This is a genomic window from Chryseobacterium sp. 1B4, assembly GCF_036631475.1.
Taxonomy (GTDB): domain Bacteria; phylum Bacteroidota; class Bacteroidia; order Flavobacteriales; family Weeksellaceae; genus Chryseobacterium.
The window spans coordinates 597,452-610,806 of sequence record NZ_JAPNUF010000007.1 but is presented as its reverse complement, the minus strand read 5'-3'; the positions used below and the strand labels follow the sequence as shown (position 1 = coordinate 610,806).

16 protein-coding genes and 1 pseudogene are annotated in these 13,355 nt (G+C 37.4%); 4 read left to right on the top strand and 13 right to left on the bottom strand.

Annotation, left to right across the window (positions count from 1 at the left end; all coding sequences use genetic code 11):
- The first annotated feature begins 13 nt into the window (after nucleotides 1–13).
- On the top strand, nucleotides 14–622 hold the full coding sequence (gene leuD, locus OWR28_RS12520) for a 3-isopropylmalate dehydratase small subunit (protein WP_332386882.1): 609 nt from the start codon (nucleotides 14–16) through the stop codon (nucleotides 620–622).
- A complete protein-coding gene (leuB, locus tag OWR28_RS12515; protein ID WP_332386881.1) occupies nucleotides 603–1,727 on the top strand; it encodes a 3-isopropylmalate dehydrogenase in 1,125 nt (374 codons plus the stop codon). Before leuD ends, leuB begins: the two co-directional genes overlap by 20 nt.
- An 81-nt stretch (nucleotides 1,728–1,808) precedes the next feature.
- On the opposite strand, the gene OWR28_RS12510 is transcribed toward leuB, so the two are convergent.
- The 13 genes and pseudogenes from OWR28_RS12510 to OWR28_RS12450 form a co-directional block, all read right to left on the bottom strand.
- Nucleotides 1,809–2,000: a hypothetical protein gene (locus OWR28_RS12510; protein ID WP_232720363.1), complete on the bottom strand. Its 192-nt coding sequence runs from the start codon at nucleotides 1,998–2,000 to the stop codon at nucleotides 1,809–1,811.
- Nucleotides 2,001–2,066: 66 nt separating this feature from the next.
- Nucleotides 2,067–2,672, bottom strand: coding sequence for a DUF4230 domain-containing protein (locus OWR28_RS12505; protein ID WP_233333014.1), 606 nt, complete (start codon nucleotides 2,670–2,672; stop codon nucleotides 2,067–2,069).
- A 3-nt stretch (nucleotides 2,673–2,675) separates the two neighbouring features.
- Entirely contained in the window at nucleotides 2,676–2,927 is a 252-nt protein-coding gene (locus tag OWR28_RS12500; RefSeq protein WP_332386880.1) for a hypothetical protein, read from the bottom strand.
- A complete protein-coding gene (locus tag OWR28_RS12495) occupies nucleotides 2,927–3,238 on the bottom strand; it encodes a hypothetical protein (protein ID WP_332386879.1) in 312 nt (103 codons plus the stop codon). The genes OWR28_RS12500 and OWR28_RS12495 overlap by 1 nt, the downstream gene beginning before the upstream one ends.
- Before the next feature lie 3 nt (nucleotides 3,239–3,241).
- The gene (locus tag OWR28_RS12490) at nucleotides 3,242–3,709 is read right to left on the bottom strand and encodes a pyrophosphohydrolase domain-containing protein (protein WP_034694493.1); all 468 of its coding nucleotides are present in this window, start codon (nucleotides 3,707–3,709) and stop codon (nucleotides 3,242–3,244) included.
- A gap of 97 nt (nucleotides 3,710–3,806) precedes the next feature.
- Entirely contained in the window at nucleotides 3,807–4,085 is a 279-nt protein-coding gene (locus OWR28_RS12485) for a hypothetical protein (RefSeq protein ID WP_332386878.1), read from the bottom strand.
- Nucleotides 4,082–4,543, bottom strand: coding sequence for a hypothetical protein (locus OWR28_RS12480; RefSeq protein ID WP_332386877.1), 462 nt, complete (start codon nucleotides 4,541–4,543; stop codon nucleotides 4,082–4,084). Before OWR28_RS12480 ends, OWR28_RS12485 begins: the two co-directional genes overlap by 4 nt.
- A gap of 105 nt (nucleotides 4,544–4,648) precedes the next feature.
- A complete protein-coding gene (locus OWR28_RS12475; RefSeq protein WP_332386876.1) occupies nucleotides 4,649–5,059 on the bottom strand; it encodes a hypothetical protein in 411 nt (136 codons plus the stop codon).
- Nucleotides 5,060–5,069: 10 nt separating this feature from the next.
- A complete protein-coding gene (locus OWR28_RS12470) occupies nucleotides 5,070–5,282 on the bottom strand; it encodes a hypothetical protein (RefSeq protein WP_332386875.1) in 213 nt (70 codons plus the stop codon).
- A gap of 56 nt (nucleotides 5,283–5,338) precedes the next feature.
- Complete coding sequence (locus tag OWR28_RS12465) at nucleotides 5,339–5,782, bottom strand: hypothetical protein (RefSeq protein ID WP_332386874.1); 444 nt, start codon at nucleotides 5,780–5,782, stop codon at nucleotides 5,339–5,341.
- Between the two features lie 433 nt (nucleotides 5,783–6,215).
- On the bottom strand, nucleotides 6,216–9,146 hold the full coding sequence (locus OWR28_RS12460; protein ID WP_332386873.1) for a reprolysin-like metallopeptidase: 2,931 nt from the start codon (nucleotides 9,144–9,146) through the stop codon (nucleotides 6,216–6,218).
- Between the two features lie 371 nt (nucleotides 9,147–9,517).
- Nucleotides 9,518–9,877, bottom strand: coding sequence for a DinB family protein (locus OWR28_RS12455; protein ID WP_332387457.1), 360 nt, complete (start codon nucleotides 9,875–9,877; stop codon nucleotides 9,518–9,520).
- A gap of 155 nt (nucleotides 9,878–10,032) precedes the next feature.
- Nucleotides 10,033–11,171: pseudogene (locus tag OWR28_RS12450) on the bottom strand (acyl-CoA dehydrogenase family protein).
- A 326-nt stretch (nucleotides 11,172–11,497) separates the two neighbouring features.
- Between OWR28_RS12450 and OWR28_RS12445 the strand changes: the two are divergent.
- Together OWR28_RS12445 and OWR28_RS12440 are read left to right on the top strand one after the other, a co-directional pair.
- Entirely contained in the window at nucleotides 11,498–12,592 is a 1,095-nt protein-coding gene (locus tag OWR28_RS12445; RefSeq protein ID WP_332386872.1) for an endonuclease, read from the top strand.
- Nucleotides 12,543–13,151 carry a hypothetical protein gene (locus OWR28_RS12440; protein ID WP_332386871.1) on the top strand — a complete coding sequence of 203 codons (609 nt, stop codon included), beginning with the start codon at nucleotides 12,543–12,545 and terminating at the stop codon, nucleotides 13,149–13,151. The genes OWR28_RS12445 and OWR28_RS12440 overlap by 50 nt, the downstream gene beginning before the upstream one ends.
- Nucleotides 13,152–13,355 lie beyond the last annotated feature (204 nt).

The following is a 13,355-nucleotide window of genomic DNA, read 5'->3' as shown; positions in this document are numbered from 1 at the left end:
CCCTTAAAAGTACATGCAAAAATTAGTTATTATAAAATCCACTGCGGTTCCGTTACCGGCAGAAAATATAGATACAGATCAGATTATTCCTGCAAGATTTCTTAAAAGTATAGACCGGAAAGGTTTCGGAGAGAATCTGTTCAGAGACTGGAGGTTTAATATTCATACAGGAGAACCGAATCCTGATTTTGTTTTAAACAATCCTAGGTTCAGTGGTGAAATTCTTGTCGCCGGAAACAATTTCGGCTGCGGAAGCAGCAGGGAGCATGCGGCCTGGGCGTTAACAGATTATGGCTTTAAAGTCATCATTTCAAGTTATTTTGCTGATATATTCAAAGGAAATGCTTTGAATAACGGACTTCTTCCTGTAAAGGTTTCCGAAGGGTTTTTAAAAGAAATTTTAGAAGGAATCAATGAAAATCCTGATCAGGAAATTGCTATTGACGTAGAATTACAGTCTGTCAGTTTCAAGGATACCACAGAAACCTTTGAATTGGACTCTTATAAAAAAATATGCCTGCTGAACGGTTATGATGATATTGATTTCTTAATCAGCAGAAAACAGGCCATTACAGAATTTGAACTAAAAACACAAAAAACAAATGAGCGACAATTATTTTAAAATCGCGGTTCTTCCAGGAGACGGGATCGGCCCGGAAATTATCAGTGAAAGCATTAAAATATTAGATACTATTGCTGAAGTTTTTCAATGTAAATTTCATTTTGACTACGGATTAATCGGAGCAGAAGCTATTTTTAAGACAGGAAATCCTCTGCCTGAAGAGACATTAAAGATATGTAAAGAATCAGATGCTGTACTTTTCGGAGCTATCGGCAATCCGGTGTTTGATAATAATCCGGAAGCAAAAGTAAGGCCTGAACAGGGATTGTTAAAACTTCGTAAAGAGCTGGGACTGTTTGCCAATATCCGTCCATTGAAGACATATCCGTCACTGATCGATAAGAGTCCGCTGAAAAGGGAAATTATTGAAGGTGCTGATATCCAGATTTTCAGAGAGCTGGTAAGCGGAATTTATTTCGGTGAAAAATTTACTGACCCGGATGGAGCATATGCTTATGACGTTTGCAAATACAGCCGTGAAGATATTATTCCGATTGCGCATATGGCATTTCAGGAAGCCCGGAAAAGAAAGAAGAAGCTTACGCTTATTGATAAAGCAAATGTTCTTGATACTTCGAGGTTGTGGAGAAAAACCTGCCAGGAAATTGCCCCTGAATATCCTGATGTACAGCTTGATTATATGTTTGTAGACAATGCCGCCATGCAGCTGATTCTTAATCCTAAGCATTTTGATGTTATTTTAACGGAAAATATGTTTGGCGATATTATTTCAGACGAAGCAAGTGTGATCGGTGGTTCTATCGGGTTGTTACCGTCTGCTTCAGTAGGAGAGAAGAATGCTCTGTTTGAGCCTATCCATGGGTCTTATCCTCAGGCTAAAGGAAAAGGTATTGCAAATCCTGTTGCTTCTATTTTAAGTGTGGCTATGATGCTGGATCATCTTAATTTACAGGCTGCAGCTGATAAATTGAGACAGTCTGTAGAACATGCTATTGAAAATAAATATGTTACCGTTGATCTTAATACGAAACAATATTATTCCACAAGTGAAGTGGGAAGCTTTATTGCAGACCATATCAGATATTCCGAAACATCATATTATAATTTTGAAAATGTAAAGATCGGGAAATCCACCATTGTATAGAAAACAAAAGTTCAGTTAGATAGTTAGAACGAAAAGTTCCGCCTCACATGAGACGGAACTTTTCAATTATAAAAAGTCTTATTACTTTTTGTCTTTTGTATTGTCCGTTTTTCCTGATTTGTTCTTTGATGATTTCTGTATATCTTCTTTGTCAATATCAGGCGGATTGGTCTTTTTCGATGCAGCAGGAATATTCTGAAAATCCTGATTTTGCTTTTTGGTCTCTGCTGTATTGGCAGATTCTTTCTTTTTGGTGTTTCCTTTTGTATCCATGACTTTACGTTTTAAGTTCCAAGAACATGTAAATTATTATTCAAAGGGTTTGCCAAAGGGGAAAATTTAAAGTCCCAAAATACCAATTTTACCGGTTTTGTCCTCTATGGTATAATTCAGGGCTTTTGCCAAAACAAAAATATTATTCAGGTTTTCCATCAATTGTTTGCGGCCTTCATTTCTCAGCTGATTCTGGTCAATTGATTTTTCTGCTGTTTCCTTAGCTTTTGCTGTAACGTTTTTAATATCCTTTTCTGAAATTCTGTTAATGAAAGAATCATCCAGAGATTGAATCTCAACACTTGGCGTAATTCGGATCTCAGCATCAGGAAGCTCAGTAATCACCAGCTTTTTATTGATGGAATCTACTTCAATCTTCATTTTATTAAGATCATAGGAAACCTGTGCATTAGTTTTGGTATAGGTTATAATACTGTTGCTGGAGATTTCTTTTCCAAAAACTTCATAACCCATCTTGGTTTTCTGCATGCTGGAAGTATTCTGTTCCAATACCACCATTTTATTCATCTTGGAAATCTGATTGGTCAGGATATAATAATCCGACTGTTCCGTTTTATTTCCAAGATTCAGGCAGGACTTCAGACCAAAGAACAGAAGTACCATAGCGCCGGCACCGGCTGCAAAGGATAATATGGTTCTATAATTTCTCAAAATCTATTTAAAAATTTCTTTGATAACAGATGAATCATTCTTTTTAAGAATTTCAGCTAAATCTCTTTCAATATATCCGCTGGTAGGCATTTCTACAATTCTTCCCACTTCTTTTCCATACCTTTTCAGGATAATGGTAGGAACTTTCTGAAGATTGTAAAGGCTTTCATCCCCGGTAGGAGATTCTTTTTTGCGGTTTACTGCAATGATAGTCAGTTTGTTTTCCGGATAATTTACGGCTTCCAATATTTTCATCAGTCTCGGAAAATCTCTGTGGCTGTCTTCACACCATGTTCCCATGAAAACAAGGATGTCATAAGACCCGATTTTCTCTTTTTTAATTCACTGACTGCTTTTTGGTCAAGGACATATTCATCATGTTCTTTTACGTACCAATCTGCATAAGGCGCTTTTAAAAACTGCTCTTTCAGTTGGTTTCCCAAAAGCATTTTGCCGTCATTCTGAGTGTCAACCTCGCGGTTTACCACTACTTTTTGAGCGCTAAGCTGTTGTGCAGCTAAAAATAAGCTTGAAACGGCAACAATATTGGTAATAAATTTTTTCATATTTTATTTTTCGATAATTGATTTTAAATCAGCAGGAGAGTAGTATTTGTTTTTTAATACTTTATGATCTGCCTGTCTGTAAACATTAAATTTTTCTCCGGACTTTTCATAGAAAGATTCTACTTCTTTTTCCTTGTAAAATTCAACTGTTTCTTTTGCCTGCTCTTCATTATCACATGCTTTCGACATATTGGAACGCTGAACTTCGTTGAATAGCTCTACAAATTTGTTGCCAAGTCCGAATTCCAGCACCGCACCACTTAAAACATACTGTAAATCACAAAGTGCATCTGCAATTTCTACAATATTATTATCGGCAATCGCCTGTTTTAACTCATTAAGTTCTTCCTGTAAAAGTTCTACTCTGAGATTGCATCTTTCCGGAGAAGGAATTTGTGGGGTATCTAAAATAGGGGCTTTGAAAGTAGTATGGAATTCTGCTACTTGGTTCAGACTATCAATTTTATCCATGAATTTTTTATTTCCCACAAAGATAGAAAAGGATTTGTAAAATGTGAAATATACAGGGATAAAATGCAAAGCACAAAAGAACTGCTTTTTGAGAATCTTAATCTAAATCTCTTGATTTAAAATTAAATGGCATTCTGAATTTTGATTTTATAGGTTGTCCTTTAATTTTTCCGGGATCCCATTTTACTTTGATTTTTTTCAAAATAAATTTTATATCCTCAAAAAACGGTTCGCTATTATCTATTTTAGGTTCGATATCTACGGTAGAAATACTGCCGTCCGTATCTATGGTGAAAGAAATAATAAATTTTCCGTTCGCACTATATGATGTAGGATCTAAATATCCTTCCAGTTTTTTATGGATTTGTTTTCTCAACTCATGCGATCCACCAGGCAGGTCAGGATATTGGTATAGTTTTGAAAGGTCGTAATCGGGTTTATAATTTTCAAAAAAGTCTTGTGGAAAAAAGGAAAATCAAAATAAGCAATGGCTTTTTCTCCGTTTTCTTCCGCAGGATGCCAGTTTTTCAGGCTTCCTATAGACTTTATAGCGAGATCGAATGCACATTTATTTTTTTCTATAATAGCATCATCACTCTTTTTCTTTACCAAAGAAGGTTTACCGGTGTTATCAATTTTTAAGGTTACAAAATACATCTGGTTTTTATCACAAGGTTTTGCACCGCTTTTCAGAAAATAGTTCTGCATGTCTGCAGACATTTGGACAGGACCTTCTTTATAAGGGAACTGACCTTCAGGATATTTAGACAGTGTTTTTTGTGAAAATACTGATCCAAAGTATAGTGCAAAAAGAAATAGGGCTATTTTTCTCATTTGTAGACGTGCTTCATGGTTGAAATTAGTTTGTCTGCTAAGTTAAGAAAAAGTCTACAACTTTAAAGTTGTAGACCTTTATAATATTAATGGAAATGATTTCAGTTATTCGTATTTCCAGATACCGGAAATCGTTAATATTTCCAGACCCGGTTGTTTTTCTCCATAGCTGAATACACAGATGTATTTTGAATGACATGAAGTACAGTCCGTACCAAAGTATAATGTTGGCAGATCATTGACTGTCAGTTCTCCGAAATGAAGCACTCTTTGAGAGGTTTCGTTGACAATTCCCTGTTTTAATAATTCATCTTTGGATAATACTTTATTTTCATTATAAAGCTGAAAGATGGGATATCCTGATTCGTAGGGAGCTATTGCAATCGTGTTTTTGTTCCCGCAATCACAGCAGCTGAAAGTGGTTATTGCTGAAGGGAGAGCCTCATCATTGATGAAAGAGCTTTTTTCAACAGAAGTTTTTCCGGTAATGCTTATTTTTTCTGATATTGAATACATTTGGGCTGATTTATGGCTGAATAACTGTGCCTGCTAAGTTATTATATTTTCCGCTGGGGCTTTTCTTAATGGTTACTTTTATATAGCCTTCTTCAGCCAGTTTATTCCAGGTTTTCTGATAGCCGGTATTGATATCAATCGGAATTTTCCACATGGTTTGCTTTCCTTTTCCGGCCTGGCCAAACCATGGAATAATATCTGCGGTCTGGGTTTTAAACTGCATTGAATTATTCAAAACATCAATTTCGTAATAAAAATCATATTTGTTTTCAGGCTGATTTAAAGCTCTTTGTGTGAAAGTATAAGTATAACCGTTGATGATCGGGCTTGTAAAGCTTCCCCTAAAGTAGGAACTCCATTGCCGGTATAATTGCCCACGGCTCCGCTGTATCTGTCAAATTTCTGTCCAACCTGCAAAGGAACATCATCAACGATGTTGTAGCCACCGTTGGCAGGAGGCCATCCTCCATTTAAATTGTTTGCCTTGAAAAGTGCTTCCAGCTCGTTCCATTTGCCCTGTTTGTAAAGATCGTAGGCCTGATTTCTGACAGACTGGCTTACAGTGTTATTCGGATCGTAAGTTACCGCCAGTTCATCAGCGTTTTTATAGAATACAATGGTGACATCAGAATTGGTTTCTGGCTCGTCATCTCTGTCAGAACTGCAGGCGATGGAGAAGGTGGTGATCGTTAAGATAAAAAAGTACTTAAATAAATGTTTCATATAAAAAATTAAATTATTTTAAACGATTAGGTATTAAAGGGCTGCCTTTTTGAAACATTATTTCTTTACATAAGCCTTTGGAAATGCTAAGGTGAATAGCAGTAATACTTTGCAGTCAATATAATTGGATTTATGAACCGGAATTGTTCAAGTACTAAATTATCCCAAAACAGAGTCAAAAGAAGCAACGGTATCAGGTGTTAAAAGCGTTTTAGGAGCTCCCTTAAATACAAACTGGGTAAACGGTACAATAAAAAATATTATTATTTGGTAAATTTAAATCAAAAAACTCAAATACTGGTGATTTTTATTTAAATAAAATAATTATGCAGGATTAATAGCAGTCATAAATGTTTTTGATATGATATTTTATATTAAAAATAAAACTGCCCCTTTACGGAGCAGTTTTTCACATCGTTTAATTTTAAAGTTATTAATTTTTAATAAATCTCTTAGAAGATTCTCCAATTTGAATCATATAAGCACCTTTGATAAGATTGCTTACGTTCACAGAGCCTCTTTGAAGTTTTCCTGAGTCAATTAGTTTTCCACCCATATCGAAGATCTTATAATCTTCTGAAGTCGTATTGGAAATATAAAGGATATCTCTCACAGGGTTTGGATAGAGCTTCACATCTGTGATCAGATCTTTGGTATTCTGAATATCTCCTTTTCCGGAAGATACAATGTTAAGCGTGTAATCCTCAACCTGGCCATAGGTGAATGCTTCACAAGATGAAGTAGGGATAGAGCTGTATTTCATCATTACTCTCATTCTTGTAGATCCTACAGTTGCTGTAGATGGAATCGTAATAGAGCCTGTTACCGGACTGGTTGTAGAGCCCGCTTTTGTCCATGCTAATTCTCCACTGTCTGTAAAATCTCCGTCACCGTTGTAATCAATATAAACAGCATATGCTTCGCTGTATTTTGTAGATGTCCAAACCGGAGTGATGGAAATTGTATAGGCATTTCCTCTTGTAACATTTGTGGAAACTGAAGTGAAGTTTTCATAACCTGCAGTTCCTGTAGAAGTATTATTAATAGATCCGAATGTTACATTTCCGATTCTTTCATCAGCAGTATTGGATGCTGAAGAAGAACAGTAAGTAACAGTTCCGCCTGAAAGAGTGGTAACGCTTATTGTATTGCTGGAAACAGAAGCATTTCCTGCTGCGTCTTTTGCTTTCACAGAGAAAGAGTAAGTAGTTGCAGGAGTAAGTCCTGTTACAGTATACGTTGTAGAAGCCGTTGAGCCGATTAATGAAGTCCCCTGATATACATCATAGCCTGTAACTCCTACATTATCTGTAGCGCCGGACCATGAAAGATTGGTTGTAGTAGAAGTTGTTCCCGAAGCGGCAAGGGTAGGCGCTGTAGGAGCAACGGTATCAGGAGTTCCGGAACCTGCATTTACAGAAATATTGGCATTGTTGACATCAAAGAAAATGTGGTTTGATCCTTTTACCATAATTCTTCCAGTAGTTGTATTGACATTAGGAATCGTTACAGCCTGTGAGCCGTCATTCGGAGTTCCTGCCAACAGCGTAGTCCACGTATTTCCATTGTCTGTTGACCACAGGATGTCTACGTTAGCTGCATTTACACCATTTGCTGTAGTTCCTGCAACATTCCATGTTACGGTCTGAGAACTTCCTCCGGCATATGTTGTTGCTGAATTCTGGGAAGTGATATTAAATGGACCGGCAGTTCCGTTTACCGTGATAACAGCATCGTCAGAATTATTTCCTGAACCTCCTGCTTTGTTGTCACGAACGGTAAATCTGAAATTTAATGTTCTGGCAACAGAAGAAAGCGCTTCTACGGTGATTTCAGAACCTGTTGTAGTGGTTGCGCCTGTCAGAACAGAAGCCATTCTTGGGAAATATCTTACAGGTACAGTTGTTGGAGTCCATGATCTGAAGTTAGGCCCTGAAGCTTTTGTTGCGCTTGCTGCTGAGCTAGCACCTGTCTGAGAAGAAGAGGCATTGTCCATTTGTTCCCAGATGTACGTTAAAGAATCTCCGTCGGCATCCGTTCCGGTACCTGTCAGTACGAATGGAGTTCCTTTTGGAATAGTATAGTCTAAACCTGCGTTGGCAGTAGGAATTGAGTTTCCTGTATTGGTATTGACAGAACAGGTTTTAGCTTTAATGTTATTGGTAATCTGTTGAATGCTTATTGCATGGAAGAATGCATCGGAATGCGGCTGGATATCCTGGCTTGTAATTCCTGCATATCCCATGATGGTTGATCCTGAACCTGGTTCCATATTGGCACCTGTTCCTTCGTTATTCATAGAGAAAGTGTGATTACCACCAAACTGATGCCCCATCTCGTGAGCTACATAATCGATGTCAAAATTGTCTCCTGAAGGAATGGCATCAGCCGGAGAGGTGTATCCGCTTCCTTTGGATCCGTTTGTACAGATACAGCCGATACATCCTGCGTTTCCACCGCCCCCTGAAGCACCGAACAGGTGTCCGATATCATAGTTCGCTTCACCAATTACGGATGTAAGAGTACTTTGTAACTGAGAATTCCAGTTGCTCATTCCTGAAGCTGCAGAATAAGGGTCAGTAGAAGCATTGGTGTAAATTACAGAATCATTGTTGGAGATAAGAACCATTCTTGCTGCAAAATCTTTTTCAAAAACACCGTTTACACGGGTCATCGTATTGTTCATTGCGGCCAGAGCTTGTGCTTTGGTACCCCCAAAGTACGTGGTGTATTCCCCTGTACAAGACAATGCAAGTCTGAATGTTCTCAGTTTGGCATCATCAGCATTTGGTCTTGCTGCAAGTGAAGAATTTGAAACGCCTTTCTGTGCAGCTTCTACTACGGTACATTCAAATTTGTTAAGATCGTCTTTTTTGTCAGATTTTCTGTACACAACATAGGAAGAAAGGTCTTTTGTGTACGGTTCAATGAATACAGCAGATTTATCGCCGTAAATTTCCATTGATGACAGCCCGAGTGGAGAAACACTGAAGTAGACTGTGGAATTAGGATCATCCAGACCTTGTCCTACATAGGATTTGATATCCGGATATTTTGCTGCCAACTCAGGGGCAAAATTGGAATTCTCCCTCACTTTAAAATTTTCCATTCTGCCTTCAGAATTCGGAAAAGAGATAATGAGTTCTGATTTTTCGCCTGCAGCCAATCTTTTGGGAGCTTTTGCCAGAGCATTTTTCAATCCGTTGATGTCCAGGTTGTAAACCTTAGGATTGCTGATGTTGTTTTTGTTTTCAAAGATCTCTGATGAAGCTTTTCTGGAACCTTCAGTCCAAAGACGGTCAGTCTGTGCGAAAGAAATACCCGAAATAAGGAGCATTCCAATCAGCGTTAATTGTTTTTTCATATTAAATACTAAATTTGATTGTGGAATACCAAATCTAATAAAAAATATATTATCGAAAACAGAATTTTTAAGGAAATTTTAGACTTTTAACATAAAATATTATGCGAGACATTGGATATAATTGAAAAAGCTTATTAATAAAAGAAAAGTAAGAATGCTGAAATGAATTTAATTTGTTAAATAAATAAAATATTATCATTTTATTTACTATTTTACTAAAATGAGACAATATAATTTGTTAATTATTTAATGCAATGTAAATGATATTAGTAAATTAAATGGTCGAAAATGTTGCTGTATATTCTATATTCTGCTTACAAAAAAAGCTGTTTCATTTTTGAAACAGCTTAGTATATTTATTCAATTCTTACTTACATTTTATCATCAGCAGTAGGTCCGTAAAGTCCGGGGACTTTATTTCCGGTTGATCTTAAATAAACCACCAGCTCACCTCTGTGATGGTACAAATGATTATAAAGAAAACCTCTTATCACCTGAACCTTTGGCATAGGAGGAAACAATACATTTCCGTCCATTTCCATTTTCCACTCGTTGAAATACGTGTTTTCATCAGAGTTTTCCAGAGCTTTCTGGGCATTGGCAACATTTTCCTCAAATTTGGCAAGGATATTTTCCGCTTTGGAAATGTCTCCTTTGTCATACTTGTATGTACCCATATCAAAAACATCCTGATTAAAAGTAGGTTCATACCAATTGTATACTTCAGCAATGTGGGAGGCAAGCTGACCGGTTGTCCAGTTTTTTCAGAAGGTTTCCAGTCCAGTGCGCTGTCCGGGATTGCCTGTAAAATTTTTCTGGTGTTTTCGGCTTCATGCAGAAATTCACCTAAGAGTGCCTGTTTAATCATTTGTATTGAGATTTGAAATTATTTTGTAATATCTCTTCCGATTACCAGTCTCTGGATTTCAGAAGTACCTTCACCAATGGTACAAAGCTTAGAGTCTCTGTAGAATTTCTCAGCAGGGAAATCTTTTGTATATCCATATCCTCCGAAGATCTGAACAGCATTATTAGAGATTCTTACGCAGGCTTCAGAAGCGTATAGTTTCGCCATAGCGCCTTCTTTTGTCATTTTTTGTTTTGCATTCTTAAGCGTAGAAGCTCTTTGGATAAGAAGTTCGGCAGCATCAATTTCCGTAGCCATATCTGCCAGCATGAAGTTGATAGCCTGAAAGTCTGCAATTGGTTTTCCAAACTGATGTCTCTCTTTTGCGTACTTCAAAGCAGCTTTGTAAGCTCCTCTTGCGGTACCTAAGCTTAATGCGGCAATAGAAATTCTACCTCCGTCCAGAACTTTCATAGCCTGTTTGAAACCTTCACCTACTTCTCCTAAACGGTGAGAATCCGGTACACGTACGTTGTCAAAGATGAGTTCTGCTGTTTCGGAAGCACGCATTCCCAGTTTATTTTCTTTTTTCCTGAAGTAAATCCGGGCATACCTTTTTCTAAAACAAAGGCTGTAGAATTATTTTTAGCTCCTTTTTCTCCTGTTCTTGTCATTACTACGGCAATATCTCCTGAAATAGCATGTGTAATGAAGTTTTTAGCTCCGTTGATGATCCACTCATCACCATCTTTTACAGCGGTAGTAGACATTCCTCCTGAATCTGAACCTGTGTTGTGCTCAGTAAGTCCCCAGGCTCCGATTACTTTTCCTGAAGCCAGCTGAGGAAGCCATTTGTGTCTCTGTTCTTCATTTCCAAATTCATAGATATGATTGGTGCAAAGTGAATTGTGTGCTGCTACAGAAAGACCAATAGAGGGATCAACCTGAGAAATTTCGTCCAGAATAGCAACATATTCATGATAACCCAATCCGGAACCCCCATATTGTTCAGGAACTACGATTCCCATAAAGCCCATCTCACCTAACTGGTGGAATAAGTCTTTTGGAAATGTCTGGCTTTCATCCCATTCCATAATGTTCGGTCTGATATTCTTTTCTGCAAATTCTCTAGCCGTCTCCGCTATCATTTTGATGTTGTCAATAGTCTCTGTATTCATATAATAATAGTTAGTTCCCAAAGATAACCAAATTGATGGAATGCTAAAAAAAATTATTTTATTCATAATATTCATCGGCAATGCGTTTAATTTTCAATTTTTTATAATTTTGAGAATTAATAGTTTCTTAATAAATATTCAGTTTTTTACATTTTTTATTTTACTATTTTGGTTTCCCAATTTTAAGGCATGAAAAAAATTCTACTTCCTGTTATCTTAATTTCCTCTTATATTTCTGCGCAGGCTCCCCCAGGATATTATAATGGTACTGCCGGATTGACCGGGTATGCATTGAAATCTAAACTTCATGCTATTATTTCGGAAAAATGATCAACTGGCACTACAATGACCTTCCGGGACTGTATGGGCAGACAGATCTTGATAAATATTATGATCATGATGCCTCCAATACTGAATATCTGCTGGATATTTATTCGGAAATACCGGCCGGGCCGGATGCTTATGAGTATAAGATAAATCAGCTCATTGGTAATGGCAGCACGGAAGGCATGGGGTACAACAGGGAACATATGATGCCACAAAGTACATTCAGTACCAGCTCAGCCATTAGTGATTATCCGATGTATTCGGACCTTAATTTTATTATTCCTGCTGATGCAAGGATCAATCAGCTGAGAAACAATTATCCTTATGGAGTAGGAGGTAATACTAATTTTTATAATTTTACCAACGGATCCCGGATAGCCAATGCTGCCATCCCTAATTATCCTTATACCGGAAGAGTTTACGAGCCTGTTAATGAGTTTAAAGGTGATATTGCGAGGACGCTTCTGTATTTTGCCGTGAGATATGAAGGGAAACTGGGTTCATTCAATACGGCTTACAGTACATCAGCGAACATCACACCTGCTACAGACCAATGTCCGTTGGATGGAACTGAAGAAAGGGCTGTTGATCTGGCCTATATTGCAATGCTGAAACAGTGGAGTGCCTCAGATCCGGTTTCACAAAGAGAAATCGACCGGAATAATACCATTTACACCATACAAAAAAACAGAAATCCTTTTATTGACCATCCAGAATGGATTGATATGATCTGGTCAGAAAGTCCTGACAATATTGCCCCTGCAGCACCGGGATCACTGGTTTCCACACAGCAGAATGCTTATTTTGTCAACCTGAGCTGGACCGCTTCTCCTGATACGGATGTTTTAGGATATCGAGTGTATATGAATGGCTCAGCAACACCTGTTGCGGTTACAAAAGGAACTTCTGTCAGCATAGATCATCTGAACCCTTCAACAAATTATACTTTTACGGTGAAAGCTTTGATAAAGGATATCTGGAATCACCTTTCAGCAATACTGTTACAGCTTCAACCATTGCTTCTGATACCTATGCCCGGATCTTATGATCACCAAGTATATATCCGGAACAAATACGGAATTCATCAGGAATAATGCGTTGGAAATTGTTAATAAAACCGGACATGAGGTTAATCTGAATAACTACAGAATCAATATTCAGTTTAAAAATAACACTACAAATGCTATCTATAATGGAGATACCTATGAGCTGGAAGGGAAAGTAGGTAACAATGAAACTTTTGTTATTCTGAACCCTAAATCAACGTTATCATGCTATACGAATGCTGAGGCAAGATTTGTAACAGCTTCTGATCCTATGATGTTTGCTGGGGAGAATTATGTAGAGCTTGCTTATAATAAAACGGTTACTGTAGATGCTATCGGGGTAAAATATACCATCAATAACAATGGTAATGTATCTTTATACAGAAAGAGTACGATCAATCAGCCTAACAGTACATTTACTATCAGTGAGTGGGATTCTTATCCATCCAATTACTGTCAGAACCTGGGCACACTGTCTGCCACAGAATTGATTGCTGATCATAATGAATTTACCATTTATCCCAATCCGGTTGATGATCATCTTTATGTGAACGGAGAGACTGACAAAGTGAAAACAGCCCAGATCATAGATCTTTCGGAAAAGTGATTTATACTGAAAAAGATCCTTTCAGATATAAGAAAGATATTTCTGTACAAGATATTCCAACTGGAATTTACTTCTTAAAGCTGATGAAAAGGCACATCAGTTTATTAAAAAGTAAATAAAATCAGATTTAAATGATCATGTCAACCCTAACAGGTTCTTAAAACCTGTTAGGGTTATTTTCTTAAAGCAGGAGTGATAACAGGA